The 23206-nt window shown below is 66.9% G+C and carries 36 protein-coding genes and 1 tRNA gene; 35 read left to right on the top strand and 2 right to left on the bottom strand.

Annotated elements, in window-relative coordinates; genetic code table 11:
- From NVS89_RS16585 to NVS89_RS16420, 34 genes are all read left to right on the top strand, one after another.
- The coding region (locus tag NVS89_RS16585; RefSeq protein WP_502550539.1) for an EF-Tu C-terminal domain-related protein at nucleotides 1-368 on the top strand (368 nt) is incomplete at its 5' end.
- A gap of 113 nt (nucleotides 369-481) precedes the next feature.
- Nucleotides 482-790, top strand: coding sequence for a 30S ribosomal protein S10 (gene rpsJ, locus NVS89_RS16580; RefSeq protein WP_258733867.1), 309 nt, complete (start codon nucleotides 482-484; stop codon nucleotides 788-790).
- 22 nt (nucleotides 791-812) lie between these two features.
- Nucleotides 813-1559: a 50S ribosomal protein L3 gene (rplC, locus tag NVS89_RS16575; protein WP_258733866.1), complete on the top strand. Its 747-nt coding sequence runs from the start codon at nucleotides 813-815 to the stop codon at nucleotides 1557-1559.
- Complete coding sequence (gene rplD / locus NVS89_RS16570) at nucleotides 1559-2179, top strand: 50S ribosomal protein L4 (protein WP_258733865.1); 621 nt, start codon at nucleotides 1559-1561, stop codon at nucleotides 2177-2179. Before rplC ends, rplD begins: the two co-directional genes overlap by 1 nt.
- Nucleotides 2176-2472 carry a 50S ribosomal protein L23 gene (locus tag NVS89_RS16565; protein ID WP_213373167.1) on the top strand — a complete coding sequence of 99 codons (297 nt, stop codon included), beginning with the start codon at nucleotides 2176-2178 and terminating at the stop codon, nucleotides 2470-2472. The genes rplD and NVS89_RS16565 overlap by 4 nt, the downstream gene beginning before the upstream one ends.
- A 23-nt stretch (nucleotides 2473-2495) precedes the next feature.
- A complete protein-coding gene (gene rplB, locus NVS89_RS16560; protein ID WP_258733864.1) occupies nucleotides 2496-3329 on the top strand; it encodes a 50S ribosomal protein L2 in 834 nt (277 codons plus the stop codon).
- Nucleotides 3330-3346: 17 nt separating this feature from the next.
- Nucleotides 3347-3625 (top strand): 30S ribosomal protein S19, encoded by a 279-nt coding sequence (rpsS, locus tag NVS89_RS16555; protein ID WP_258733863.1) that lies wholly within the window; start codon nucleotides 3347-3349, stop codon nucleotides 3623-3625.
- 10 nt (nucleotides 3626-3635) lie between these two features.
- Nucleotides 3636-4016: a 50S ribosomal protein L22 gene (rplV, locus tag NVS89_RS16550; RefSeq protein ID WP_258733862.1), complete on the top strand. Its 381-nt coding sequence runs from the start codon at nucleotides 3636-3638 to the stop codon at nucleotides 4014-4016.
- Nucleotides 4016-4723, top strand: coding sequence for a 30S ribosomal protein S3 (gene rpsC, locus NVS89_RS16545; protein ID WP_258733861.1), 708 nt, complete (start codon nucleotides 4016-4018; stop codon nucleotides 4721-4723). Before rplV ends, rpsC begins: the two co-directional genes overlap by 1 nt.
- Before the next feature lie 30 nt (nucleotides 4724-4753).
- Nucleotides 4754-5167, top strand: a complete 414-nt coding sequence (rplP, locus tag NVS89_RS16540; RefSeq protein ID WP_258733860.1) for a 50S ribosomal protein L16 — start codon at nucleotides 4754-4756, stop codon at nucleotides 5165-5167.
- Nucleotides 5168-5178: 11 nt separating this feature from the next.
- On the top strand, nucleotides 5179-5388 hold the full coding sequence (rpmC, locus tag NVS89_RS16535) for a 50S ribosomal protein L29 (RefSeq protein WP_258733859.1): 210 nt from the start codon (nucleotides 5179-5181) through the stop codon (nucleotides 5386-5388).
- 10 nt (nucleotides 5389-5398) lie between these two features.
- Nucleotides 5399-5647, top strand: a complete 249-nt coding sequence (gene rpsQ / locus NVS89_RS16530) for a 30S ribosomal protein S17 (protein ID WP_258733858.1) — start codon at nucleotides 5399-5401, stop codon at nucleotides 5645-5647.
- Nucleotides 5648-5733: 86 nt separating this feature from the next.
- On the top strand, nucleotides 5734-6102 hold the full coding sequence (gene rplN / locus NVS89_RS16525) for a 50S ribosomal protein L14 (protein ID WP_258733857.1): 369 nt from the start codon (nucleotides 5734-5736) through the stop codon (nucleotides 6100-6102).
- Nucleotides 6102-6419 (top strand): 50S ribosomal protein L24, encoded by a 318-nt coding sequence (gene rplX / locus NVS89_RS16520; RefSeq protein WP_258733856.1) that lies wholly within the window; start codon nucleotides 6102-6104, stop codon nucleotides 6417-6419. Before rplN ends, rplX begins: the two co-directional genes overlap by 1 nt.
- Complete coding sequence (gene rplE / locus NVS89_RS16515; RefSeq protein ID WP_258733855.1) at nucleotides 6412-6969, top strand: 50S ribosomal protein L5; 558 nt, start codon at nucleotides 6412-6414, stop codon at nucleotides 6967-6969. Before rplX ends, rplE begins: the two co-directional genes overlap by 8 nt.
- A gap of 57 nt (nucleotides 6970-7026) precedes the next feature.
- Nucleotides 7027-7332, top strand: a complete 306-nt coding sequence (gene rpsN / locus NVS89_RS16510) for a 30S ribosomal protein S14 (protein ID WP_258733854.1) — start codon at nucleotides 7027-7029, stop codon at nucleotides 7330-7332.
- Between the two features lie 12 nt (nucleotides 7333-7344).
- Entirely contained in the window at nucleotides 7345-7743 is a 399-nt protein-coding gene (rpsH, locus tag NVS89_RS16505; RefSeq protein WP_258733853.1) for a 30S ribosomal protein S8, read from the top strand.
- Between the two features lie 19 nt (nucleotides 7744-7762).
- Nucleotides 7763-8296: a 50S ribosomal protein L6 gene (gene rplF, locus NVS89_RS16500; protein WP_258733852.1), complete on the top strand. Its 534-nt coding sequence runs from the start codon at nucleotides 7763-7765 to the stop codon at nucleotides 8294-8296.
- A 12-nt stretch (nucleotides 8297-8308) separates the two neighbouring features.
- Complete coding sequence (gene rplR / locus NVS89_RS16495) at nucleotides 8309-8671, top strand: 50S ribosomal protein L18 (RefSeq protein WP_258733851.1); 363 nt, start codon at nucleotides 8309-8311, stop codon at nucleotides 8669-8671.
- A 43-nt stretch (nucleotides 8672-8714) separates the two neighbouring features.
- Nucleotides 8715-9266, top strand: a complete 552-nt coding sequence (gene rpsE, locus NVS89_RS16490) for a 30S ribosomal protein S5 (RefSeq protein ID WP_152301896.1) — start codon at nucleotides 8715-8717, stop codon at nucleotides 9264-9266.
- Nucleotides 9267-9292: 26 nt separating this feature from the next.
- Nucleotides 9293-9484, top strand: a complete 192-nt coding sequence (rpmD, locus tag NVS89_RS16485) for a 50S ribosomal protein L30 (protein ID WP_258733850.1) — start codon at nucleotides 9293-9295, stop codon at nucleotides 9482-9484.
- Nucleotides 9485-9505: 21 nt separating this feature from the next.
- Complete coding sequence (gene rplO / locus NVS89_RS16480) at nucleotides 9506-9994, top strand: 50S ribosomal protein L15 (protein WP_258733849.1); 489 nt, start codon at nucleotides 9506-9508, stop codon at nucleotides 9992-9994.
- Nucleotides 9995-10052: 58 nt separating this feature from the next.
- Complete coding sequence (gene secY, locus NVS89_RS16475; protein ID WP_258733848.1) at nucleotides 10053-11384, top strand: preprotein translocase subunit SecY; 1332 nt, start codon at nucleotides 10053-10055, stop codon at nucleotides 11382-11384.
- Nucleotides 11381-11965 carry an adenylate kinase gene (locus tag NVS89_RS16470; protein WP_258733847.1) on the top strand — a complete coding sequence of 195 codons (585 nt, stop codon included), beginning with the start codon at nucleotides 11381-11383 and terminating at the stop codon, nucleotides 11963-11965. The genes secY and NVS89_RS16470 overlap by 4 nt, the downstream gene beginning before the upstream one ends.
- Before the next feature lie 192 nt (nucleotides 11966-12157).
- Nucleotides 12158-12526: a 30S ribosomal protein S13 gene (rpsM, locus tag NVS89_RS16465; protein ID WP_258733846.1), complete on the top strand. Its 369-nt coding sequence runs from the start codon at nucleotides 12158-12160 to the stop codon at nucleotides 12524-12526.
- Between the two features lie 117 nt (nucleotides 12527-12643).
- Nucleotides 12644-13033, top strand: a complete 390-nt coding sequence (gene rpsK, locus NVS89_RS16460; RefSeq protein WP_258733845.1) for a 30S ribosomal protein S11 — start codon at nucleotides 12644-12646, stop codon at nucleotides 13031-13033.
- Between the two features lie 120 nt (nucleotides 13034-13153).
- On the top strand, nucleotides 13154-14179 hold the full coding sequence (locus NVS89_RS16455; protein ID WP_374114589.1) for a DNA-directed RNA polymerase subunit alpha: 1026 nt from the start codon (nucleotides 13154-13156) through the stop codon (nucleotides 14177-14179).
- A 75-nt stretch (nucleotides 14180-14254) separates the two neighbouring features.
- Nucleotides 14255-14683 carry a 50S ribosomal protein L17 gene (gene rplQ / locus NVS89_RS16450; protein ID WP_258733844.1) on the top strand — a complete coding sequence of 143 codons (429 nt, stop codon included), beginning with the start codon at nucleotides 14255-14257 and terminating at the stop codon, nucleotides 14681-14683.
- Between the two features lie 162 nt (nucleotides 14684-14845).
- Nucleotides 14846-16309, top strand: coding sequence for a DegQ family serine endoprotease (locus NVS89_RS16445; RefSeq protein ID WP_258733843.1), 1464 nt, complete (start codon nucleotides 14846-14848; stop codon nucleotides 16307-16309).
- A gap of 7 nt (nucleotides 16310-16316) precedes the next feature.
- The gene (locus tag NVS89_RS16440; protein ID WP_258733842.1) at nucleotides 16317-17630 is read left to right on the top strand and encodes a replication-associated recombination protein A; all 1314 of its coding nucleotides are present in this window, start codon (nucleotides 16317-16319) and stop codon (nucleotides 17628-17630) included.
- 15 nt (nucleotides 17631-17645) lie between these two features.
- The gene (gene crcB, locus NVS89_RS16435) at nucleotides 17646-18029 is read left to right on the top strand and encodes a fluoride efflux transporter CrcB (protein WP_258733881.1); all 384 of its coding nucleotides are present in this window, start codon (nucleotides 17646-17648) and stop codon (nucleotides 18027-18029) included.
- Between the two features lie 48 nt (nucleotides 18030-18077).
- Nucleotides 18078-19166, top strand: a complete 1089-nt coding sequence (locus NVS89_RS16430) for an RluA family pseudouridine synthase (RefSeq protein WP_258733841.1) — start codon at nucleotides 18078-18080, stop codon at nucleotides 19164-19166.
- Nucleotides 19167-19419: 253 nt separating this feature from the next.
- On the top strand, nucleotides 19420-20841 hold the full coding sequence (locus NVS89_RS16425; RefSeq protein ID WP_258733840.1) for an exopolysaccharide biosynthesis polyprenyl glycosylphosphotransferase: 1422 nt from the start codon (nucleotides 19420-19422) through the stop codon (nucleotides 20839-20841).
- Between the two features lie 113 nt (nucleotides 20842-20954).
- Nucleotides 20955-21743: a polysaccharide deacetylase family protein gene (locus NVS89_RS16420; protein ID WP_258733839.1), complete on the top strand. Its 789-nt coding sequence runs from the start codon at nucleotides 20955-20957 to the stop codon at nucleotides 21741-21743.
- Between the two features lie 190 nt (nucleotides 21744-21933).
- Here the strand turns inward: NVS89_RS16420 and NVS89_RS16415 are convergent.
- Nucleotides 21934-22018, bottom strand: a tRNA-Leu gene (locus tag NVS89_RS16415).
- A 165-nt stretch (nucleotides 22019-22183) separates the two neighbouring features.
- Between NVS89_RS16415 and lipB the strand changes: the two genes are divergently transcribed.
- Nucleotides 22184-22912 carry a lipoyl(octanoyl) transferase LipB gene (gene lipB / locus NVS89_RS16410; protein WP_374114588.1) on the top strand — a complete coding sequence of 243 codons (729 nt, stop codon included), beginning with the start codon at nucleotides 22184-22186 and terminating at the stop codon, nucleotides 22910-22912.
- Here the strand turns inward: lipB and NVS89_RS16405 are convergent.
- Nucleotides 22909-23202, bottom strand: coding sequence for an acylphosphatase (locus NVS89_RS16405; RefSeq protein WP_258733837.1), 294 nt, complete (start codon nucleotides 23200-23202; stop codon nucleotides 22909-22911). The genes lipB and NVS89_RS16405 overlap by 4 nt on opposite strands.
- Nucleotides 23203-23206: the final 4 nt, after the last annotated feature.

Raw genomic sequence — 23206 nt, 5'->3', positions numbered from 1 at the left:
ACAACATCGGCGTGCTTCTGCGCGGCACCAAGCGTGAGGACGTGGAGCGCGGCCAGGTCGTGTGCAAGCCGGGTTCGGTGAAGCCGCACACCAAGTTCAAGGCCGAGGCGTACATCCTGACCAAGGAAGAGGGCGGCCGCCACACGCCGTTCTTCACCAATTACCGTCCGCAGTTCTACTTCCGCACGACGGACGTGACGGGCGTGGTGACGCTTCCCGAGGGCACCGAGATGGTGATGCCGGGCGACAACATCTCGGTCGACGTTCATCTGATCGTTCCGATCGCGATGGAAGAGAAGCTGCGCTTCGCCATCCGCGAGGGCGGCCGCACCGTCGGTGCCGGCGTCGTCGCCGCCATCATCGAGTGATCGATTCAATCCCGGGGGGCGCCGGGTAGTCCTGCGCCCCTTTTTCGTGGAACCGATCCCGGACCGCCGGGGCGGGTTCCAGTTTGGCGAACCCTCTGGGAGCCTTGAAGTCAATGAACGGCCAGAACATTCGGATCCGCCTCAAGGCGTTCGATCATCGTATCCTGGACGCTTCCACCCGCGAGATCGTCTCGACGGCGAAGCGTACGGGCGCCCAGGTTCGCGGTCCCATTCCGCTGCCGACGCGGATTGAGAAATTCACGGTCAATCGCGGACCGCACGTGGACAAGAAGTCCCGCGAGCAGTTCGAGATGCGGACGCACAAGCGTCTGCTGGACATAGTCGACCCGACCCCCCAGACGGTGGACGCGCTGATGAAGCTCGACCTCGCCGCGGGTGTCGACGTCGAGATCAAGCTCTGAGAGAAGGCGAGGGGACACGGCCATGCGGTCAGGCGTCATCGCCCAGAAGGTCGGAATGACCCGCATCTTTACCGATGCAGGCGAGCATATTCCGGTCACTGTGCTGAAAGTCGATAATTGCCAGGTGGTCGCCCACCGGACGCTCGACAAGAACGGATATGTCGCGGTTCAGCTTGGCGTCGGCCAGGCCAAGCCGCAGAACACGACGCGCGCCATGCGCGGGCACTTCGCGGTGGCGAAGGTCGAGCCCAAGCGCAAGCTCGCGGAGTTCCGCGTCGAGGAGGAAGGGCTGATCCCGGTCGGGGCCGAGCTGACGGCGGACCACTTCGTGGTGGGCCAGTTCGTCGACGTGACCGGCACCTCGATCGGTAAGGGCTTCGCCGGCGGCATGAAGCGCCATAACTTCGGCGGTCTTCGTGCCACCCACGGCGTGTCGATCTCGCACCGTTCGATCGGTTCGACCGGCGGTCGTCAGGACCCCGGCAAGACCTTCAAGAACAAGAAGATGCCGGGTCACCTCGGCGCCGAGACCGTCACCACGCAGAACCTCAAGGTCGTGCTGACCGATGTCGAGCGCGGTCTGATCGCGGTCGAGGGCGCGGTTCCGGGCAACAAGGGTGGCTGGATCCTGATCGCCGACGCGGTGAAGAAGAAGCTGCCGGCCGAGGCGCCGAAGCCGGGCAAGTTCCGGCTGCCGGGCGAGCAGGCGGCCGATGAGGCCCCGGCCGAAGCGCCGGTGGTCGAGGCCGCGGCCGAGGAGAACGTGTGATGGAACTCGCCGTCAAAACTCTCGACGGAGCCGAAGCCGGTTCCGTCACCCTGTCGGACGAGATCTTCGGTCTCGAGCCGCGCCAGGACATCCTGCATCGCTGCGTCGTGTGGCAGCTCTCGCGCCGCCAGGCTGGTACCCACCAGACCCTGTCGCGCTCGGACGTCAACCGCACCAAGCGCAAGATGTACAAGCAGAAGGGCACCGGCGGCGCCCGTCACGGCGCGGCTTCCGCGCCGCAGTTCCGCGGCGGCGCCAAGGCGTTCGGTCCGGTGGCCCGCAGCCATGCGAGCGATCTGCCGAAGAAGGTGCGCGCCCTGGCGCTGAAGCACGCGCTGTCCTCGAAGGCGAAGGATCAGCAGATCATCGTGCTCGACGACGCGGTGCTGAGCGAGCCGAAGACCAAGCTGCTCAAGGAGCGGCTGGCGGGTCTCGGCCTTGCCAACGCGCTCGTGGTTTCGGGTGCCGAGGTGGATGCCAATTTCGGCCTCGCCTCGCGCAATGTCACTCACCTCGACGTGCTGCCCGTGCAGGGCATCAACGTCTACGACATCCTGCGTCGTCAGACCCTGGTGCTGACGAAGGCAGCTGTCGATGCTCTGGAGGCGCGTTTCAAATGAGCCTCGATCCGCGCCATTACGACGTGATCGTGTCCCCGGTCATCACCGAGAAGGCCACGATGGCGTCCGAGCACAACAAGGTCGTCTTCAAGGTTGCGCTGTCGGCTACCAAGCCGCAGATCAAAGAGGCGGTCGAGAAGCTCTTCGACGTGAAGGTCGAGAGCGTCAACACGCTGGTCCGCAAGGGGAAGACGAAGTTCTTCAAGGGCCGCAAGGGCGTGCAGAACGACGTGAAGAAGGCGGTCGTGACCCTCGCCGAGGGCCATTCCATCGACATCACGACGGGTCTGTGAGCCGGGGATAAGGGATCGGAGACATGGCGCTCAAAACCTTCAAGCCGGTAACGCCGGGCCTTCGCCAGCTCGTCATCGTCGACCGCTCGGGCCTGTACAAGGGCAAGCCGGTCAAGACGCTGACCGAGGGCAAGTCGGAAGCCGGCGGCCGCAACAACAATGGCCGCGTGACCGTCCGCTTCCGCGGCGGCGGGCACAAGCAGGCGTACCGCCTCGTCGACTTCAAGCGCACCAAGCGCGATGTCGGCGCGACGGTGGAGCGTATCGAGTACGATCCGAACCGCACCGCCTTCATCGCGCTCATCAAGTATGACGACGGCGAGCTGTCCTACATCCTGGCCCCGCAGCGTCTCGCCATTGGCGACCGCGTGCTGTCGTCCAAGACCGTGGACGTGAAGCCGGGCAACACGGCGCCGCTCGGCAACCTGCCGGTCGGCACGATCGTGCACAACATCGAGCTGAAGATCGGCAAGGGCGGGCAGATCGCGCGTTCGGCCGGCTCCTACGCTCAGATCGTCGGCCGCGACCAGGGTTACGTGATCCTGCGGCTGAACTCGGGCGAGCAGCGCCTGGTGCATGGCGAGTGCTGCGGCACGGTGGGTGCGGTGTCCAACCCGGACCACATGAACACCAACCTGGGCAAGGCCGGCCGCAAGCGCTGGCTGGGCCGCCGCCCGCATAACCGCGGCGTCACCATGAACCCCGTCGACCACCCACACGGTGGCGGCGAGGGCCGTACCTCGGGCGGTCGTCATCCGGTCACCCCGTGGGGCTTCCCCACCAAGGGCAAGCGGACCCGGAAGAACAAGTCGACCACCAAGTTCATCGTGTCCAGCCGGCACGCCCGCAAGAAGTGAGCGAGGGGAACTGAACAATGTCTCGATCGGTCTGGAAAGGTCCGTTCGTCGACGGCTACCTCCTCAAGAAGGCGGAAGCCGCGCGCAGCTCGGGTCGTCACGACGTCGTCAAGATCTGGAGCCGCCGCTCCACGATCCTGCCGCAGTTCGTCGGGATCACCTTCGGCGTTTACAACGGCAACAAGCACGTCCCGGTCTCGGTGACCGAGGACATGGTGGGCCACAAGTTCGGCGAGTTCGCTCCGACCCGCACCTATTACGGGCACGCTGCGGACAAGAAAGCCAAGCGCAAGTAGAGGCAGCATCATGGGTAAGGCAGCTCGTCCGCGCGCGCTCGCGGATACGGAAGCCAAGGCGGTTGTACGCAATCTGCGCGTGAGCCCCCAGAAGCTCAACCTCGTCGCCGGCCTGATCCGGGGGAAGAAGGTCGCGACCGCGCTCGCCGACCTGCAGTTCTCCCGCAAGCGGATCGCGGGCGACGTGAAGAAGTGCCTGGAATCGGCCATCGCGAATGCCGAGAACAACCATGAGCTCGACGTCGACGATCTGATCGTCGCCGAGGCTCATGTCGGCAAGGGGCTGGTCATGAAGCGCTTCGCGGCGCGTGCCCGCGGGCGGGCCAGCCGCATCGAGAAGCCGTTCTCGCACATCACCATCGTGGTGCGTGAAGTCGAGGAGAAAGCCTGATGGGTCAGAAGGTCAACCCGGTCGGGCTGCGGCTCGGCATCAACCGCACCTGGGATTCGCGCTGGTTCGCCGGCAAGGGCGAATATGGCGAGCTGCTGCACGAGGACATCAAGATCCGCGAGATGCTGCAGAAGCTGCTGAAGCAGGCTGCGGTGTCGAAGATCGTGATCGAGCGTCCGCACAAGAAGTGCCGCGTCACCATCCACTCGGCGCGTCCGGGCGTGGTGATCGGCAAGAAGGGCGCCGACATCGACAAGCTGCGCAAGAAGGTTTCCGAGATGACCGACTCGGAAGTCTTCATCAACATCGTCGAGATCCGCAAGCCGGAGATCGACGCGCGGCTCGTCGCCGAATCGATCGCCCAGCAGCTCGAGCGCCGTGTGGCGTTCCGCCGCGCCATGAAGCGCGCCGTCCAGTCGGCGATGCGTCTCGGCGCGGAAGGCATTCGTATCAACTGCGCGGGCCGTCTCGGCGGCGCGGAGATTGCGCGTCTGGAATGGTATCGTGAAGGGCGCGTGCCGCTTCACACCTTGCGCGCGGACGTGGATTACGGTACGGCCACGGCCTTCACGACCTACGGCACCTGCGGTGTCAAGGTCTGGATCTTCAAGGGTGAGATTCTCGAGCACGATCCGATGGCGCAGGACAAGCGCCAGGCGGATGGTGAGCCCTCGGGTGGTCGCTCCTCGCGCCGCGACGCGGCGTGAGTGGCGTAGAGAAGGAATAAGAGGCGCGACATGCTGCAACCAAAGCGCACGAAGTTCCGCAAGCAGTTCAAGGGGCGCATTCACGGCGTCGCCAAGGGCGGGACTGACCTCAACTTCGGCCAGTTCGGGCTGAAGGCCGTTGAACCGGAGCGCATCACTGCGCGCCAGATCGAAGCCGCGCGTCGCGCGATGACCCGTCACATGAAGCGTGCGGGCCGTGTGTGGATCCGCGTCTTCCCGGATGTGCCGGTTTCCTCCAAGCCGACCGAAGTGCGTATGGGTAAGGGTAAGGGCGCCCCGGACTACTGGGCCGCCAAGATCAAGCCCGGCCGCATCATGTTCGAGATCGACGGCGTCAGCCAGGACATCGCGCGCGAGGCGCTGCGCCTCGCTGCCGCGAAGCTGCCGGTCAAGACGCGCTTCGTCGAGCGGATCGCCGAGTGACGGAGGGAATGATGACCAAGGCAACCGATTTCCGGACCAAGACGGCCGACGAACTCTCCGACGAGCTTCTTTCGCTCAAGAAGGAGCAGTTCAACCTCCGGTTCCAGAAGGCGACCGGCCAGCTCGAGAACACGGCGCGGGTGCGTCAGATCCGCCGCGATGTCGCGCGGGTCAAGACGATCCAGGCGCAGAAGGCCGCTTCGGCGGCCAAGGCTAAGTGAGGAGAGGGCGATGCCAAAGCGTTTGCTGCAGGGCGTCGTGGTGAGCGACAAGCAGGACAAGACCGTCGTGGTCCGTGTCGAGCGCCGTTTCACCCATCCGCTGCTGAAGAAGACCGTTCGCCGTTCCAAGAAGTACCACGCCCATGACGAGGGAAATACGTGGAAGGAAGGCGACACGGTATGGATCGAGGAGCACCGCCCCTTGTCCAAGCTGAAGAACTGGATCGTCGTCCAGGGTGAGAAGCGGGCCGAGGTCTGAGCTTTTCCGTCGGAGCTTCCCGGAAACGGGGTTGAGGGTGCGCCGCTCTTCGGGCGAGCACCGTTTTTGCGAGAAATAGGTGCGTCATGATCCAGATGCAGACCAATCTCGACGTGGCGGACAATTCCGGTGCGCGTCGCGTCATGTGCATCAAGGTGCTTGGCGGTTCGAAGCGCAAGTACGCTCATGTCGGCGACATCATCGTGGTGTCGGTGAAGGAAGCGATTCCGCGCGGCCGCGTGAAGAAGGGCGATGTGATGAAGGCGGTCGTGGTGCGCACCGCCAAGGACATCCATCGCGTCGACGGTTCGGTGATCCGCTTCGACCGCAATGCGGCGGTGCTGATCAACAACAACAAGGAGCCGGTCGGCACGCGTATCTTCGGGCCGGTTCCGCGCGAGCTGCGCGCGAAGAACCACATGAAGATCATTTCGCTGGCGCCGGAGGTGCTGTGATGGCCGCCAAGATCAAGAAGGGCGACAAGGTCGTCGTCCTCGCCGGCCGCGACAAGGGCCGCACCGGCGAGGTCATCCAGGTTCTTCCTAAGGACAACGTCGCCAAGGTGCGCGGCGTGAACATGGTGAAGCGCCACCAGCGGCAGAGCGCGAACCAGGAAGGCGGGATCATCTCCAAGGAGGGTCCCATCCACCTGTCGAACATCGCGCACGCCGATCCGAAGGACGGCAAGCCGACCCGCGTCGGGTTCCTTGTGCAGGCGGACGGCACCAAGGTGCGCGTCGCCAAGCGCTCGGGGGAGAAGATCGATGGCTGAGACGAGCTACACCCCGCGGATGAAGTCCCACTACGAGGAGGTCATCCGCCAGCAGATGGTCGAGCAGTTCGGCTACAAAAACGCCATGGAAGTCCCCTCGATCGAGAAGATCGTGATCAACATGGGCGTCGGCGAGGCGACCGCGGACTCCAAGAAGGTGCAGACTGCCGCGGCGGATCTGGCGCTGATCTCCGGCCAGAAGCCGGTGATCACCCGCGCCCGCAAGGCGGTGTCGAACTTCCGCCTGCGCGAGAACCAGCCGGTCGGGACCAAGGTCACGCTGCGCAAGGTGCGCATGTACGAGTTCGTCGACCGGCTCGTGAACATCGCCCTGCCGCGCGTTCGCGACTTCCGTGGGCTGAACCCCAAGAGCTTCGATGGCCACGGCAACTACGCCATGGGCATCAAGGAGCACATCGTGTTCCCCGAGATCAACTACGACAAGGTTGATCAGATGTGGGGCATGGACATCATCGTCTGCACGACGGCGAAGACGGACGAGGAAGCGCGCGCGCTTCTGAAGGCCTTCAACTTCCCGTTCCGTCAGTAAGCATCCCCTTCCGGCCGTGGGGCCAGGCCCCAAACGCGGAGACTAGGAGCAGAGCATATGGCGAAGAAGAGCGCGGTCGAGAAGAACGAGCATCGTCGCAAGCTGGTGAAGAACTATGCCGGCAAGCGGGCTCGTCTCAAGGCCCTGGTTAATGACAAGGAGCTGCCGATCGAGGAGCGTTTCGCCGCGGTCCTCAAGCTGGCGGAGCTCCCGCGCAATTCGGCGAAGGTGCGCATCCGCAACCGGTGCGAAGTCACCGGGCGCCCGCGTGCCTATTACCGCAAGCTGAAGATGAGCCGTATCGCGCTGCGCGAACTCGGTTCGCTGGGCCAGGTGCCCGGCCTCGTCAAGTCGAGCTGGTGAGGAGGCCGGTCCATGTCCACGACTGATCCGATCGGCGATCTGATCACCCGCATCCGCAATGCGCAGATGCGGCGCAAGGAGAAGATCTCCACCCCCGGTTCGCGCCTGCGTGCGAGCGTGCTCGAAGTGCTGACCGCCGAAGGCTTCATCCGCGGCTATTCCGCCTCGGAGCCGGTCAACGGCCGCAGCGAGTTCGAGATCGAGCTCAAGTACTATGACGGTGAGCCGGTGATCCGCGAGATCGCCCGCGTTTCCAAGCCTGGCCGGCGGGTCTATTCGTCGGTCAAGACCCTTCCGCGCGTCGCCAACGGTCTCGGCGTCGCTGTCGTCTCCACGCCCCAGGGCGTGATGGCGGACCACGAAGCCCGCGAGAAGAACGTGGGCGGCGAGGTCCTCTTCACGGTCTTCTGACCTGGAGGGAGAGAGAGCAATGTCCAAGATCGGCAAAGCGCCCATCGAGATTCCCGCCGGCGTCACCGCTTCGGTTGACGGCCAGACGGTCAAGGTGAAGGGCCCCAAGGGCGCCCTGGAAGTGAACGTGGTCGACGAGATCGGCGTGAAGATGGAGAACGGGGCCATCCTGTTCTCGCTTCGCGGCGAGACCAACCGCCACAAGTCCATGTGGGGCCTGTCGCGCACCCTCGTCGCCAATCTGGTCGAGGGTGTCACGAAGGGCTTCGAGAAGAAGCTCGAGATCAACGGCGTCGGCTATCGCGCCGCGGTGCAGGGCAAGTCCCTGAACCTGGCGCTCGGCTTCAGCCACGACGTGAACTATCCGATCCCGGAAGGGATCCAGATCGTCACGCCGCGGCCGACGGAGATCATCGTGTCCGGCATCGACCGCCAGAAGGTCGGTCAGGTCGCCGCCGAGATCCGCAAGTACCGTGGCCCCGAGCCCTACAAGGGCAAGGGCGTCAAGTACGCCGACGAGTTCATCTTCCGCAAGGAAGGCAAGAAGAAGTAACGGATTCGAACCATGGCCCAGTACAAGGACGCTACCGAGCGCCGCAAGGCGCGTGTCCGTCGTGCTCTTCGCACGACGGCGAACGGGCGGCCGCGCCTCTCGGTGCATCGCTCGTCGAAGCACATCTACGCGCAGGTCATCGACGATGCACGCGGCGTGACGATCGCCGCCGCCTCGTCGCTTGAGAAGACCCTGCGGGAGAGCCTGAAGACCGGCGCGGATGTCGCCGCGGCGCAGGCGATCGGCAAGCTCGTGGCGGAGCGCGCCGTCGCAGCCGGTGTGAAGGACGTGGTCTTCGACCGCGGCGCCTTCATCTATCACGGCCGCGTCAAGGCGCTCGCCGATGCCGCCCGCGAGGGCGGTCTCAACTTCTGAGATCACGAGCGGGATCCCCCCGCAGAACGACGAGGATAAGATCATGGCTCGTGAACGTGAGCGTGAACGCGAGGATCGCGACAACACGTTCGTGGACAAGCTGGTCCACATCAACCGTGTCGCGAAGGTTGTGAAGGGTGGCCGTCGCTTCGGCTTCGCCGCCCTGGTGGTTGTCGGCGACCAGAAGGGCCGCGTCGGCTTCGGCCACGGCAAGGCCCGTGAGGTGCCGGAGGCGATCCGCAAGGCGACGGAAGCCGCCAAGCGCGCGCTGATCCGCGTGCCGTTGCGCGAGGGCCGGACCCTGCACCATGACGTGCATGGCCATCACGGCGCCGGCAAGGTGATCCTGCGCGCGGCTCCGGCCGGTACGGGCATCATCGCGGGCGGCCCGATGCGCGCCGTCTTCGAGACGCTCGGCATGCAGGACGTGGTGGCGAAGTCGTTCGGCTCGTCCAACCCGTACAACATGGTGCGCGCCACCTTCGACGCGCTGAAGAACCAGGACAGCCCGCGCCTCGTGGCCGCGCGCCGCAGCCTGAAGGTGTCGCAGCTTCAGTCCCGCCGCCGCGTCGACGACGCCGAAGCGACCGACTGACGCCCTGAGAGGTAGTGGAGCTTATCATGGCGAACAGCAGCAAGACGGTCACGGTCGAGCAGGTCGGCAGCCCGATCCGCCGCCCCCAGGAGCAGCGGGCGACGCTCGTCGGTCTCGGCCTCAACAAGCTTGGGCGTCGCTCGACGCTCGAAGACACCCCGGCCGTGCGTGGCATGATCCAGAAGGTCCGCCACCTCGTCCGCGTCGTCGAAGCCTGACGGCGCCGAAGGAGACTGGCGATGAGCCTCAACGAGATCAAGGACAATGACGGCGCGCGCAAGAAGCGCATGCGCGTCGGCCGCGGCATCGGCTCCGGCAAGGGCAAGACCGGCGGGCGTGGCGTGAAGGGTCAGACCTCGCGCACCGGCGTCGCGATCAAGGGCTTCGAGGGCGGCCAGATGCCGATCCATCGTCGCCTGCCCAAGCGCGGCTTCAACAACATCTTCGCGCTGGACTGGAACGAGGTCTCCCTCGGCCGCATCCAGACCGCGATCGATGCGGGCAAGCTGGACGCCGGCACGGCGGTCACCCAGGCGGCCCTGGTCGAGGCGGGCGTGCTGCGCCGCGCCAAGGCGGGCGTGCGGGTGCTCGGCGGCGGCGAGCTGAAGGCGAAGGTGACGCTCGAGGTCGCCCACGCCACGAAGTCGGCGGTCGAAGCGATCGAGAAGGCCGGCGGCACTGTGACGCTGCTCGCGTCCAAGGCCAAGGCTGGTGAAACGGCGGCCTGACGCTTAAGTCAGGCCTACCTACAAAGTCCTTCAGGGCACAGCGAGGGAGCGAAGCCTCATGGCCTCGGCAGCGGAACAGCTCGCGTCGAACCTCAATTTCGGTGCTCTCGCGAAGGCCGAAGAACTGAAGAAGCGCATCTGGTTTACGCTGGGTGCGCTTCTCGTCTATCGGCTCGGCACCTACATTCCGATGCCCGGCATCAACCCGGATGCGCTTGCGGACGTGTTCAACACCGCGCAGCAGGGCATCATCGGCCTGTTCAACATGTTCTCGGGCGGCGCGGTCTCGCGCATGGCGATCTTCGCCCTGAACATCATGCCGTACATCTCCGCCTCGATCATCATCCAGCTGCTGACCACCGTCTCCCCGACGCTGGAGGCGCTGAAGAAGGAAGGCGAGGCGGGCCGCAAGACCATCAACCAGTACACGCGCTACCTCACGGTGGTGCTCGCCGTGTTCCAGTCCTACGGCATCGCCGTCGGACTCGAGGGCTCGGGCTCGGTGGTCTCGGATCCCGGCTGGTTCTTCCGCATCTCGACCGTGATCACGCTGACCGGCGGCACCATGTTCCTGATGTGGCTGGGCGAGCAGATCACCTCGCGCGGCATCGGCAACGGCATCTCGCTGATCATCTTCGCCGGCATCGTCGCGGAGCTGCCTTCGGCGACCGCGAACACGCTGGAACTCGGTCGTCAGGGCGCCCTGTCCACCGGCATCATCCTCGCTGTGATCCTGATGGTCGTGGCGGTGATCATGTTCATCGTGTTCATGGAGCGCGCCCAGCGCCGGCTGCTGATCCAGTATCCAAAACGCCAGGTGGGCAACAAGGTCTATGACGGCCAGTCGTCGCACCTGCCGCTGAAGCTCAACACCTCGGGCGTCATCCCGCCGATCTTCGCCTCCTCGCTGCTGCTGATCCCGACCACGGTCGCCAGCTTCATGCAGGGCCGCGGGCCGGAATGGCTCACCACGGTCACGGCGCTGATCGGGCACGGCCAGCCGCTGTTCATGCTGCTCTACGTGGCGCTGATCGTGTTCTTCTGCTTCTTCTACACCGCGATCGTCTTCAATCCGACGGAGACGGCGGACAACCTCAAGAAGCATGGCGGCTTCATCCCCGGTATCCGTCCGGGTGAGCGCACGGCCGAGTATATCGACTATGTGCTGACTCGCATCACCGTCATCGGTGCGGCTTACCTAGCGATCGTCTGCCTGTTCCCCGAGATACTGATCTCGTATGCTGCGGTTCCGTTCTACTTCGGGGGCACGTCGCTGCTGATCGTGGTGAGCGTGACCATGGACACGGTTGCGCAGGTCCAGGGGCACTTGCTGGCGCATCAATATGAAGGGCTGGTCAAGAAGGCCAAGCTCAGGGGGAAGCGTCGATGAGGCTGATTCTTCTTGGTCCGCCGGGTGCGGGCAAGGGAACTCAGGCGCAGCGTCTGGTCGCACGGCACGGCATCGTGCAACTCTCGACCGGGGACATGCTGCGCGAGGCGGTGCGTAACGGAACGCCCGTCGGCCTGCGTGCCAAGGAAGTGATGGACGCGGGCAAGCTCGTGTCGGATGACATCGTGATCGACATCGTCGCCGATCGTATCGAGCAGCCGGACGCCGCCAAGGGCTTCATCCTCGACGGTTTCCCGCGCACGGTCGCCCAGGCCAAGGCGCTGGACGACATGCTCGCCGCCAAGGGCCTGAAGCTCGACGCGGTGATCGAGTTCAAGGTCGACCAGGCGAAGCTTGTCGACCGCATCCTGCAGCGCGCCCGCGAAGCCACCGAGCGTGGCGAGCCGGTGCGCCGGGACGACGATCCGGAAATCTTCAAGACCCGGCTCGAGGCGTTCAACCGCGACACCGCGGTCGTGGCGCCTTATTACGCCGAACGTGGGCTCCTGGTGGCCGTCGACGGCATGAAGCCGATCGGTGAGGTGGAACAGGCGATCTCGGAGATTCTCGAGGCCGTCTGACCGAATTGGTCGCGCGGGCTTGACAGGGTGCCAGAATCGCTCTATGTGCCGCGCTTCACTTAGAAAGGGCGTCGCGGGCCGACATCACGCGGTGATGTCGCGCGGCGCCTTGCGCATCCTCGCATGAGCCGGCCTCCACCGGACGCGAGGTGAGGTAAACCTCCGGCTTGCCGGACGACATGGAGACGGCCAGTGGCCCGTATCGCAGGCGTCAATATCCCGACCAACAAGCGCGTCGTCATCGCGCTTCAGTACATTCACGGCATCGGCGCGAAGAACGCGTCGGAGATCGTGGAAAAGGTCGGCATCCCGGCCGAGCGCCGCGTGAACCAGCTCACCGATCAGGAAGTGCTCCAGATCCGTGAGACCATCGACCGCGATTACATCGTCGAGGGCGACCTTCGCCGCGAAGTGTCGATGAACATCAAGCGCCTGATGGACCTCGGCTGTTACCGCGGCCTGCGCCATCGCCGTGGTCTGCCGGTGCGCGGCCAGCGTACGCACACCAATGCGCGTACCCGCAAGGGTCCGGCCAAGCCGATCGCCGGCAAGAAGAAGTGAGGAGGCGGGCTTCGGCCCGCTTTTGCACGCCGGCGGCATGAGCGGCCGGTTTCGACATTCAAGACTATTGTCCCGAGCGCCTGGAATGACGGGCGCGCCTGAAGGATCGAAGATCAAATGGCTAAGGAAGCTGCCCGCATCAAGCGTCGCGAGCGGAAGAACATCGCGTCGGGCGTCGCGCATGTGAATGCGTCGTTCAACAACACCATGATCACCATCACCGACGCGCAGGGCAACACCATTGCCTGGTCCTCGGCGGGTGCCATGGGCTTCAAGGGCTCGCGCAAGTCGACCCCCTACGCGGCGCAGGTCGCCGCCGAGGATTGCGCGCGCAAGGCCGCCGAGCACGGCATGCGCACCATCGAGGTCGAGGTTTCCGGCCCGGGTTCGGGACGCGAGTCGGCGCTGCGCGCCTTCCAGGCCGCGGGCTACACGGTGACGTCGATCCGCGACGTGACGCCGATCCCGCACAATGGCTGCCGCCCGCGCAAGCGTCGGCGCGTCTGATTTTTAGCTAGGCCGGGCGGCGCGGTCGCGCGCCGCCGGGCACGCCGCGTTTGGCATTCCCTCCCGGCCCGGCCGGGGGCGCGTCCCGGAGGTTTCGTCCGGGGGCCGTCGAAAGCAAGGGTGACGCAAGTGATTCAGAAGAACTGGCAAGAGCTGATCAAGCCCGAGAAGCTCGAGGTTTCGGTCGGCGGCGATGCGAAGCGCTTCGCGACGGTTGTCGCCGAGCCGCTCGAGCGTGGATTCGGCCAGACGCTCGGCAATGCGCTGCGTCGCATCCTGCTGTCCTCGCTCCAGGGCGCGGCGGTGACGTCGGTGCATATCGACGGCGTGCTGCACGAGTTCTCGTCGATCCCCGGCGTGCGTGAGGACGTGACGGACATCGTCCTCAACATCAAGGACATCGCCATCAAGATGGTCGGCGACAGTGCCAAGCGCATGGTCGTCAAGAAGCAGGGTCCGGGCATCGTCACCGCCGGCGACATCCAGACCGTCGGCGACATCCAGGTGCTGAACCCCGAGCTCGTGCTGTGCACGCTCGACGACGGCGCCGAGATCCGCATGGAGTTCACGGTCGACACCGGCAAGGGCTATGTCGCCGCCGACCGCAACCGTCCCGAGGACGCGCCGATCGGCCTGATCCCGGTCGATAGCCTCTACTCGCCGGTCAAGAAGGTCTCCTACAAGGTCGAGAACACCCGCGAGGGCCAGATCCTCGACTTCGACAAGCTGACCATGACCATCGAGACCAACGGCTCGATCGGTCCCGAGGACGCGCTGGCCTATGCCGCGCGCATTCTGCAGGACCAGCTTGAGATCTTCGTGAACTTCGAGGAGCCCAAGCGCGAGGCCGAGAGCCCGGCCATGCAGGAGCTGCCCTTCAACCCGGCGCTGCTGAAGAAGGTCGACGAGCTCGAGCTGTCGGTTCGTTCGGCGAACTGCCTGAAGAACGACAACATCGTCTATATCGGCGACCTGATCCAGAAGACCGAGGCGGAGATGCTCCGGACCCCGAACTTCGGCCGCAAGTCGCTGAACGAGATCAAGGAAGTTCTCGCCAGCATGGGCCTGCACCTCGGCATGGAAGTGCCGGGCTGGCCGCCGGAGAACATCGAGGATCTCGCCAAGCGGTTCGAAGATCACTACTGAGCACTGAACGCGGCGTTCGAGCCGTCACATCCATTACCCGGCTCGAAGGCCGTCGCACCTTAGGATTTAGTCGTCATGAACCACGGCAAGGCATATCGCCGGTTCAACCGGACCGCTGAGCACCGCAAGGCCATGTTCGCCAACATGGCGCAGGCGCTCATCACCCATGAGCAGATCATCACCACGCTGCCGAAGGCGAAGGACCTTCGCCCGGTGGTCGAGAAGCTGATCACCCTCGGCAAGCGTGGCGGGCTGCATGCGCGCCGCCAGGCGATCGCCGAGGTGCGCGACGTTGCCGTCGTGCGCAAGCTCTTCGACGTCATCGGCCCGCGCTACAAGGAGCGCAACGGCGGCTACACCCGCATCATCAAGGCCGGCTTCCGGCACGGTGATTCGGCCCCGATCGCGGTGATCGAGCTGGTCGACCGCGACGAGAGCGCCAAGGGCGCCGCCGACCTCGCCCGTCACGAGGCGTCGAAGACCGAAGAATCCGCCGCCGCCTGACACCGGGCGACGCAACGGCATGACGAAGGGGCGGCCTTGGCTGCCCCTTTTTGTTTGTGCCGGGGCAGGGGGCATGGCTCGCCTACGGGCAGGGCGCGGAAGTGAGGCGGTGAAGGCCCTCGACCCTTTTTCCGCCAAGGAGCCAAGGCTATATCTGAGGCCATGAACCGTTTTGCCAGCTTCCTCACCGCCACCCTTCTCCTGATCGCGCCCGCTGTGGCGCAGGCCCCCAGCCCGGCGACGCCGCCCACGCCGATGCCGATGGCGACGCCCGGGCAGACGCGGGTGCCGACCTCGCGGGCGGAGATCGCGCTCAGCTTCGCGCCCGTGGTGGCGCGCACCGCGCCCGCCATCGTCAACGTCTACGCGATGCGGGCGGTCCGCCAGCGCCGGGGCATGTCGCTGCTCGACGACCCGTTCTTCCGCCGCTTCTTCGGCGCTCCCTCCGGCCCCGGCTTCGGCGGACCGAGCGAGCGCATCCAGCGCGCCCTCGGCTCGGGCGTCATCGTCGACCCGTCGGGTCTGGTGGTCACCAACAACCACGTCATCGACGGTGCCGACGAGGTGCGGGTGTCGCTGGCCGACAAGCGCGAATACGACGCCGATATCCTGCTGCGCGACCCGCGCACGGATCTGGCGATTCTGAAGCTGAAGGGCGGCAAGGGCGACTTCCCCTCCGCCGAGCTCGGCTCGTCCGACGATCTTCAGGTCGGCGACATCGTGCTTGCCATCGGCAACCCGTTCGGTGTCGGCCAGACGGTGACGCAGGGCATCGTCTCGGCGCTCGCGCGCACCCAGGTCGGCATCACCGACTATCAGTTCTTCATCCAGACCGACGCGGCCATCAATCCCGGCAATTCCGGCGGCGCGCTGGTGGACACGGCCGGTCGCGTCATCGGCATCAACACGGCGATCTTCTCGCGCTCGGGCGGCTCGCAGGGCATTGGCTTCGCGATTCCCGCCGACATGGTGCGCGTGGTGCTGCAATCGGTGCTGAGCGGTGGCAAGTCGGTGCGCCGCCCCTGGCTCGGCGCCCAGCTCCAGCGGGTGACGCCGGACATCGCCGAGGGGCTGGACCTGCCGCGCCCGGTCGGCTCGCTGGTGCAGAGCGTGGTGCCCGGCAGTCCGGCGGCGCTCGGCGGGCTGAAGGTCGGCGACCTCATCACCGGCATCGCCGGGCAGGAGACCGACGACCCGGACGCCTTCGGCTATCGCTTCGCCACCCGCCCGCTCGGCGGCAAGGTCGAGGTGGCCGTGGTGCGGCAGGGCAAGAAGATGGAGCTCTCGCTCCCGCTCGAGGCCGCGCCCGAGACCGTGCCGCGCGAGGAGCGCGTGCTCGACGGTCGCTCGCCGCTCGCCGGCGCCACCGTGGTCAACCTGTCGCCGGCCGTGGCGGAGGAGCTGCGCACGGTCGAGCCGGACAAGGGCGTGGTGGTGACCGCCGTCGCCGATGGCTCGCCCGCGGACCTCACCAATCTGAAGGTCGGCGATGTGCTGGTCGAGGTGAATGGCGAGCGCATCGAGCGCACCGACGATCTGGTGCGCGCCACCGCCTCGCCCTCGCGGGTGTGGCGCATTACGCTGCAGCGCGGCGGGCGCACGCTCACCGCCATGCTTCCGGGATGAGGCTTCCTTGGTTGACGACCTCTTTGCCAGCGCCGGGCTTGAAACCACCGCGCCGCGGCCGCTGGCCGACCGGCTCCGGCCGCGTCAGCTCTCCGAGGTGGTCGGACAGGAGCACCTGACCGGCCCGGACGGCATCCTCACCCGCATGATCGAGAGCCATTCGCTGGGCTCGCTCATCTTCTGGGGACCGCCCGGGACGGGCAAGACGACCGTCGCCCGGCTGCTTGCGCATTCGACCGATCTCGATTTCGAGCAGGTCTCGGCCATCTTCACCGGCGTCGCCGACCTGAAGAAGGTGTTCGAGGCGGCGCGCGGGCGCCGCGCGCTCGGCCGGGGCACGCTGCTGTTCGTCGACGAGATCCATCGCTTCAACCGCGCCCAGCAGGACAGCTTCCTGCCGGTGATGGAGGACGGCACCGTCACGCTGGTCGGTGCCACCACCGAGAATCCGTCCTTCGAGCTCAACGCGGCTCTACTCTCGCGCGCCCGCGTGCTCACCTTCCGCGCCCTCGGCGAGGAGGCGATCGACCGGCTGCTCGGCCGGGCCGAGGAGCTCGAGGGCCGCCCCCTGCCGCTCGACACGGACGCGCGGGCGGTGCTGGTGCGGATGGCGGACGGCGACGGGCGGGCGGCGCTGACACTGGCCGAGGAGGCGTGGCGTGCGGCGCGGCCGGGCGAAGTGTTCGACGGCGCCAAGCTGCAGGAGATCGTCCAGCGCCGCGCCCCGATCTACGACAAGAGCGAGGACGGGCACTACAACCTCATCTCGGCGCTGCACAAGTCGGTGCGCGGCTCGGACCCGGACGCGGCGCTGTACTGGCTGGCGCGCATGATCGATGCCGGCGAGAACCCGCTCTTCCTTGCCCGCCGGCTGGTGCGGATGGCGTCCGAGGATATCGGCAACGCCGACCCGCAGGCGCTGGTGGTCGCCAATGCGGCGAAGGACACCTACGATTTTCTCGGTTCGCCCGAGGGCGAGCTCGCGCTGGCGCAGGCGGCGGTCTATCTGGCAACCGCGCCGAAATCGAACGCCGTATACACCGCCTGGAAGCAGGCGCTGAGGGTGGCGAAGGAGGGCGGCTCGCTGGTGCCGCCCAAGCACATCCTCAACGCGCCGACCAAGCTGATGCGGCAGGAAGGCTATGGCTCGGGCTACGACTACGACCACGACGCGCCCGACGCGTTCTCCGGGCAGAACTATTTTCCCGACAAGCTGGGCCGCCAGCACTTCTACGAGCCGGTGGAGCGCGGTTTCGAGCGCGAGATCCGCAAGCGCCTCGACTACTGGGCCCGCTTGCGCGCGGAGCGGCAGGAGAGGTAAGGGGAAGCCATGACGATGAGCGGTCTGTTCCTTATCTTCCTCGGCGCCGGGATCGGCGGCGTGCTGAGAAACGCCGTCGGCATGGCGTCCATCCGCATGTTCGGCACGGCGTTTCCGTTCGGGACCTTCCTCGTCAACGTGGTGGGCAGCTTCATCATCGGATGCGCCGCCGGCTGGCTGACCATGCGGGTCGAGCACATGTGGGCCGGCCATGCCCGCTTCTTCGTCGTCACCGGCCTGCTGGGCGGGTTCACCACGTTCTCCTCCTTCTCCCTCGACGCCGCCATCCTCGCCGAGCGCGGCGAGGTGTGGCTGGCGGCGCTCTATGTCGGTGGATCGGTCATCGTCTCGCTGGCCGCCGTGTTCGGTGGCTTGGCGCTGGTGCGCGCGGTCGCGTGACGCGGGGCCTCGTCTCGGCTATGTGCTGGGGCGAGGAGAACACACACGATGGCCGTCGTCACACGACACGTCGACAGCGATGAAGAGGGCATGCGCCTCGACCGCTGGTTCAAGACGCATTTCCCCGACCTTTCCTTCGGGCACCTGCAGAAGCTGCTGCGCAGCGGGCAGGTGCGCGTCGATGGCGGCCGGGTGAAGACCAACACCCGGCTTTCCGCCGGCCAGGCCGTCCGCATTCCCCCGCTGGAGGAGAAGGCGCAGCTCTCGGCGGCGGATTATCTCGACGCGCAGGAGCATGCGGAGGCGGGCACGGCGCCCGGCGTGCGTCCCCCCCGGCCAACGTCGCCTGGCGGGGCGATCGCGGCGCCGGCGGTGCGCCGCGCCAGCGCCGACGACAAGGACGCGAGCGCGCTCAAGGCGATGACGCTCTACGAGGACCGCGACGTGCTGGTGCTCAACAAGCCCTACGGCCTCGCCGTGCAGGGTGGCTCGGGCACCTATCGCCATGTCGACGGCATGCTGGAGGCGCTGCGCCGGGAGGACGGGCAGAAGCCGCGCCTGGTCCACCGCATCGACAAGGACACGTCGGGCATCCTGCTGGTGGCGAAGAGCCGGCTGGCGGCCTCGACGCTGGCCAAGACCTTCCGCTCGCGTTCCGCCCGCAAGGTCTACTGGGCGCTGGTCCCGGGCGTTCCCCGGCCGGCGCAGGGGCGCATCTCCACCTATCTCGCCAAGGACGACGCGGCCGAGAAGATGCGGATCGCGCGGCACGGCGACGACGAGGCGAGCCACGCCATCTCCTATTACGCCGTGGTCGACCACGCCGCGCAGAAGATGTCCTGGCTGTCGCTGAAGCCGGTGACGGGGCGCACCCACCAGCTGCGCGCTCACGCCGCCCATATCGGCCACCCGATCGTCGGCGATCCGAAATATTTCGACATCGAGAACTGGCCCCTGCCGGGCGGGCTTCAGAACCGGCTGCACCTGCTGGCGCGCCGGCTGGTGATCCCCCATCCGCGTGGTGACCGGATGATCGACGTCTCCGCCCCTCTGCCCCCGCACATGCAGCAGAGCTGGAACGTGCTCGGCTTCGACGCCACGCACTACGACCCCATCATCGAGGCGCCCGAAAGCTGATCGGGTCGACAGACGTTCTGGCAGCGCCTATTACCTTTGGAGTATAGGAGTATCGTGGCGGTACGCCTTTCGGATTCGCTCATTGCATGAGGGAATCCGGAAGCCGGCCTGCCGCGGAAATGGCGGCCGGCCGCCATTTACCAAGCGCGCGCCGTGAATGTATTCGCCTGTCGGGTGGTCTTCGGGATCGGAATGCGCCTTGGTTCACGGGATACGCCGGCAGCAACGGGACGAGCGCGGGGGATGGTCGTCCGTGAGCGAATTGAGCGTCTTTGATGTTCCGGACCGGAAACAGGCCGCCGGCCGCCTCGCCAACGTAGCGCGGCTGGAGCGCTACCGGCACGTCATCCGCTGCGGGCTGATGGTCGGCGCGGCCGCCGTCGATCTCGCCGCCATCGGCGGGGCGGGTGTGCTGAGCGCCTTCCTGCGGTTCTCCGATGTGAGCGCGGGAAGCTGGGTGCAGTCGCTCGTCCTGCTGTCGCCCTCCTACCTCGTCATGGCGCTGGCGCTGCGCGCCTATTCGATCGCGGTGCTGGGTTCGCTCGGCCGGTCGGTGCTGACCTCGTTCCTGGCGATCGTGGGCTCCTCGGCCATCACCTTCAGCATCGCTTTCGGCCTCAAGGTCGGCGAGGAGCTGTCGCGCCTGCAGACGGGCATGACGATCGTGCTGGCGATGTTCCTGATCGCCGCCTTCCGCCTCGTCGGCGTGCGGCTGATCCGCCGGACCCTGAGCTCGATCGTCGAGCCGCGCATCGTCGTGCTGACCGACGGGGAGGGGCTCGAGCGGCGCGCCGGCCACCGGATGACCTTCCTGGTCGATGTGCACAGGGCGGGCATCGTACCGGAGCTCGCGGACCCGCGCTTCTTCGACCGCCTCGGCCACGCGGTCCGCGATGCCGACCGCGTCGTGCTGGCCTTTTCCGACTCCGGCGAGCGACTGGCCTGGACCGAGGCGATGCGCCAGACCGGCGTCGACGCCGAAGTGGTGGCGGATCTCGGCGAAGTGCGCCCGATCGCGCTCTCGCGCTGGGAGGACCACACCACGCTCGTCGTCTCGCGAGGTCCGCTCAATCTCGGCGAGCGCCTGCTCAAGCGGATGTTCGATCTTCTGGTGGCGAGCGGCATGCTGTTGGTCGCCGGCCCGGTCATCGCCGTCTGCGCGGTGCTGGTGAAGCTCGATTCGCCCGGGCCCGCCCTGTTCGTGCAGGACCGCACCGGGCGCAACAACCGCACCTATCGCTGCTTCAAGCTGCGCACCATGCGCACCGACCTCACCGACAAGCACGGCGGCATCTCGGCCTCGCGCGGCGATTCACGGATCACCCGGATCGGCGGCTTCCTGCGGCGCACGAGCCTCGACGAGCTGCCGCAGCTCTTCAACGTGCTGCTGGGCGACATGAGCCTCGTCGGGCCGCGCCCGCACGCGCTCGGCTCGCGCGCCGAGGGAGCGCTGTTCTGGGAGTTGGTGCCGGAATACTGGAGCCGCCACGCGATGAAGCCGGGCGTGACCGGCCTCGCGCAGGTGCGCGGCCTGCGCGGCGCGACCCACAGCCGCGAGGACATCGAGCGCCGCGTCGCGGCCGATCTCGAATACATCAACGACTGGTCGCTCTGGCTCGACATCAAGATCCTGGTGATGACGGTCCGGGTCGCGGTCCACAGCAACGCCTATTGAGGCACGGGCGGACGCTGCCTTGGTCGCGTCGCAATCCACGCGCCATTGAAGCCCGACAGCGCCCGGACGACTGCGCCGGGCCGCCGCCTTCGCCCACCGATTTCGGGTCCATCATGCTCGGCCATTCCTGGCGCCTGCCCACTCTCGCCCTCCTCGCCGCCTGCCTGCTGCCGGGCAGCGCCTTCGCAACCGATAGCTGCGCGGGGAAGCTCGGCACCGAGCGCGTGCTCGAGGTCGATCCTCATCACCTGCAGGTCGGCACCAAGCACTTTCCCCAGACCCTCGACCTCGCCGAGGGCGAGGTGGTGCTGACCTTCGACGACGGGCCGCATCCGGGGACGACCGAGGCGGTGCTGAGGGCGCTGGCGCAGGAATGCACCCGGGCGACCTTCTTCGTCATCGGCCGCAACGCCGCCGCCCATCCGGCGCTGCTGAAGCAGATCCTCGCCGGCGGTCATACGCTCGGCTACCACAGCCAGACCCATCCCATGACGCTGGCCGACCTGCCGTTCGACAAGGCGGTGGCGGACATCGAGAAGGGCTTCGCCACGGTCGACAAGGCCGCCTATGGCAAGGCCGGCGCGCAGCCGCGGGTGCCGTTCTTCCGTTTCCCCGGCTTCGGCTCGTCGCCGCAGCTCCTCGCCTATCTCGACAAGCGGGGCGTCGGCGTGTTCGGCGCTGACCTGTGGGCGGGCGACTGGAACCCGATGACGCCGGATCAGCAGCTCAAGCTGCTGATGTCGAGGCTCGACCGGCAGCGGCGCGGAATCATCCTGCTGCACGACACCCACCAGCAGACCGCGAAGATGATGCCGGCTTTCCTCGCCGAGTTGCACAGGAAGGGCTACCACGTCGTCCACGTCGTTCCCGCCGGCCCGGTGACGGCGACCGCCCCGCAGTGAGCGGCGCCCCCGTGCGGCGTTAACGCCCGCTCCGTGGCCGCACGGGGCAGGGCAGGGGCCGGACGCGCCGCCGGAGCCAACGGCGCGCGCTCGCCGCGACGCGCGGGACCTGCGCCGCTCTGATCGTCAAATTGTCGGATGAGGGGCCCGGACAGATCTCCGGGCCGGGGCCGATCCTTCAGATCGGGAATGGTGCGGTCGAGAGGACTCGAACCTCCACGGTGTTACCCACTGCCACCTCAAGGCAGCGCGTCTACCAATTCCGCCACGACCGCAAATGCCCGTTGATCCGCCGGCAAAGTGGCTACCGACGCGAGCGGGGGATCGTCTAACAGATCGAATGAGGCTCCACAAGAGCTGCCATGGGCTGTGGACAGGGCTGCGTTCGCCGCGGCTCTCGGCGGGGAGACAGCGCGGCCGCGGATGATTATGTGTGGGCCATGAAGGTGAGCGCCGTTTCCCCCTCCACCGCGCGCGATGCGCTGCCCACATCCTTCCTGCCGCTGGCGGGTAGTCCGCCCGTCGCCTGGCGCGTGGCGCCTGCGCCGGTGGCCTATGCCGAGGCGCTCGCCGAGATGGACCGGCTGGCCGAGGCGATCGCCGCCGGACGGGCCGACGAGACCGTCTGGCTGCTCGAACATCCCCCGCTATACACCGCCGGCACCAGCGCCCGGCGCGAGGATCTGGTCGATCCCGACCGCTTTCCCGTGTTCGAGACCGGGCGCGGCGGCCAGTTCACCTATCATGGCCCCGGCCAGCGGGTGGCCTATGTCATGCTCGACCTCAAGCGCCGCGCGCCGGATGTGCGCCGCTATGTCGCCGCGCTGGAGGAATGGCTGATCCGCACGCTCGCCGCCTTCAACGTGCGCGGCGAGCGTCGGGAGGACCGGGTCGGCGTCTGGGTGCGCCATCCCACCAAGGCCGGGGAGGGCGAGGACAAGATCGCGGCGCTGGGCATACGGGTGCGGCGCTGGGTGACGATGCACGGCGTCTCGCTCAACGTGGAGCCGGAGCTGGCGCATTTCGAGGGCATCGTGCCCTGCGGCGTGCGCGAGCACGGCGTCACCAGCCTGGTCGAGCTCGGCCTGCCGGTGACCATGGAGGATGTCGACCTCGCCCTGCGGCGCGAGTTCGAGGTGCTGTTCGGCCCGACGCGGACCGAAGGCTAGAGCGTCGGCAGCACCGCGAAATCGCCGGCGATGATGCCGCCCTGCGTCGGGGGCTCGCCGATCACCTCGATATTCGTCACCCGTGCGGAGGGCGGCCCGGCGCGGCAGGCCTCGACGAAGGCGGCGAGCGATTCGGGCGTAGCGTGGATCAGCGCTTCCACCGTTCCCTCGCGCCGGTTGCGCACCCAGCCGGCATGGCCCTCGCGGCGCGCCCTGTCGGCGAGCCAGGCGCGGTAGCCCACGCCCTGCACGCGCCCGTGGATGATCAGGCGGGTCGCTTGAGGTGTCATGCTG

The organism is Ancylobacter mangrovi, from assembly GCF_024752355.1.
Taxonomy (GTDB): domain Bacteria; phylum Pseudomonadota; class Alphaproteobacteria; order Rhizobiales; family Xanthobacteraceae; genus Ancylobacter; species Ancylobacter mangrovi.
The sequence above is the reverse complement of the archived record's forward strand: the minus strand, read 5'-3'. Positions and strand labels throughout refer to the sequence as shown.

Bases quoted from the DNA above. Each gene is read 5' to 3' on its own strand.
- rpsH (WP_258733853.1), top strand. From the start codon at position 7,345: ATGTCCACGACTGATCCGATCGGCGATCTGATCACCCGCATCCGCAAT.
- rpsQ (WP_258733858.1), top strand. From the start codon at position 5,399: ATGCCAAAGCGTTTGCTGCAGGGCGTCGTGGTGAGCGACAAGCAGGAC.
- rplR (WP_258733851.1), top strand. From the start codon at position 8,309: ATGGCCCAGTACAAGGACGCTACCGAGCGCCGCAAGGCGCGTGTCCGT.
- rpsN (WP_258733854.1), top strand. From the start codon at position 7,027: ATGGCGAAGAAGAGCGCGGTCGAGAAGAACGAGCATCGTCGCAAGCTG.
- NVS89_RS16405 (WP_258733837.1), bottom strand. From the start codon at position 23,202: ATGACACCTCAAGCGACCCGCCTGATCATCCACGGGCGCGTGCAGGGC.
- rpsK (WP_258733845.1), top strand. From the start codon at position 12,644: ATGGCTAAGGAAGCTGCCCGCATCAAGCGTCGCGAGCGGAAGAACATC.
- rplC (WP_258733866.1), top strand. From the start codon at position 813: ATGCGGTCAGGCGTCATCGCCCAGAAGGTCGGAATGACCCGCATCTTT.
- rpsS (WP_258733863.1), top strand. From the start codon at position 3,347: ATGTCTCGATCGGTCTGGAAAGGTCCGTTCGTCGACGGCTACCTCCTC.
- rplO (WP_258733849.1), top strand. From the start codon at position 9,506: ATGAGCCTCAACGAGATCAAGGACAATGACGGCGCGCGCAAGAAGCGC.
- rpsC (WP_258733861.1), top strand. From the start codon at position 4,016: ATGGGTCAGAAGGTCAACCCGGTCGGGCTGCGGCTCGGCATCAACCGC.
- rplQ (WP_258733844.1), top strand. From the start codon at position 14,255: ATGAACCACGGCAAGGCATATCGCCGGTTCAACCGGACCGCTGAGCAC.
- rplE (WP_258733855.1), top strand. From the start codon at position 6,412: ATGGCTGAGACGAGCTACACCCCGCGGATGAAGTCCCACTACGAGGAG.
- rplD (WP_258733865.1), top strand. From the start codon at position 1,559: ATGGAACTCGCCGTCAAAACTCTCGACGGAGCCGAAGCCGGTTCCGTC.
- rpsE (WP_152301896.1), top strand. From the start codon at position 8,715: ATGGCTCGTGAACGTGAGCGTGAACGCGAGGATCGCGACAACACGTTC.
- rplB (WP_258733864.1), top strand. From the start codon at position 2,496: ATGGCGCTCAAAACCTTCAAGCCGGTAACGCCGGGCCTTCGCCAGCTC.
- rpmC (WP_258733859.1), top strand. From the start codon at position 5,179: ATGACCAAGGCAACCGATTTCCGGACCAAGACGGCCGACGAACTCTCC.
- rpmD (WP_258733850.1), top strand. From the start codon at position 9,293: ATGGCGAACAGCAGCAAGACGGTCACGGTCGAGCAGGTCGGCAGCCCG.
- NVS89_RS16430 (WP_258733841.1), top strand. From the start codon at position 18,078: ATGGCCGTCGTCACACGACACGTCGACAGCGATGAAGAGGGCATGCGC.
- NVS89_RS16445 (WP_258733843.1), top strand. From the start codon at position 14,846: ATGAACCGTTTTGCCAGCTTCCTCACCGCCACCCTTCTCCTGATCGCG.
- lipB (WP_374114588.1), top strand. From the start codon at position 22,184: ATGAAGGTGAGCGCCGTTTCCCCCTCCACCGCGCGCGATGCGCTGCCC.
- rplP (WP_258733860.1), top strand. From the start codon at position 4,754: ATGCTGCAACCAAAGCGCACGAAGTTCCGCAAGCAGTTCAAGGGGCGC.
- rplN (WP_258733857.1), top strand. From the start codon at position 5,734: ATGATCCAGATGCAGACCAATCTCGACGTGGCGGACAATTCCGGTGCG.
- secY (WP_258733848.1), top strand. From the start codon at position 10,053: ATGGCCTCGGCAGCGGAACAGCTCGCGTCGAACCTCAATTTCGGTGCT.
- NVS89_RS16565 (WP_213373167.1), top strand. From the start codon at position 2,176: ATGAGCCTCGATCCGCGCCATTACGACGTGATCGTGTCCCCGGTCATC.
- rplX (WP_258733856.1), top strand. From the start codon at position 6,102: ATGGCCGCCAAGATCAAGAAGGGCGACAAGGTCGTCGTCCTCGCCGGC.
- crcB (WP_258733881.1), top strand. From the start codon at position 17,646: ATGAGCGGTCTGTTCCTTATCTTCCTCGGCGCCGGGATCGGCGGCGTG.
- rplF (WP_258733852.1), top strand. From the start codon at position 7,763: ATGTCCAAGATCGGCAAAGCGCCCATCGAGATTCCCGCCGGCGTCACC.
- NVS89_RS16470 (WP_258733847.1), top strand. From the start codon at position 11,381: ATGAGGCTGATTCTTCTTGGTCCGCCGGGTGCGGGCAAGGGAACTCAG.
- NVS89_RS16420 (WP_258733839.1), top strand. From the start codon at position 20,955: ATGCTCGGCCATTCCTGGCGCCTGCCCACTCTCGCCCTCCTCGCCGCC.
- rplV (WP_258733862.1), top strand. From the start codon at position 3,636: ATGGGTAAGGCAGCTCGTCCGCGCGCGCTCGCGGATACGGAAGCCAAG.
- rpsJ (WP_258733867.1), top strand. From the start codon at position 482: ATGAACGGCCAGAACATTCGGATCCGCCTCAAGGCGTTCGATCATCGT.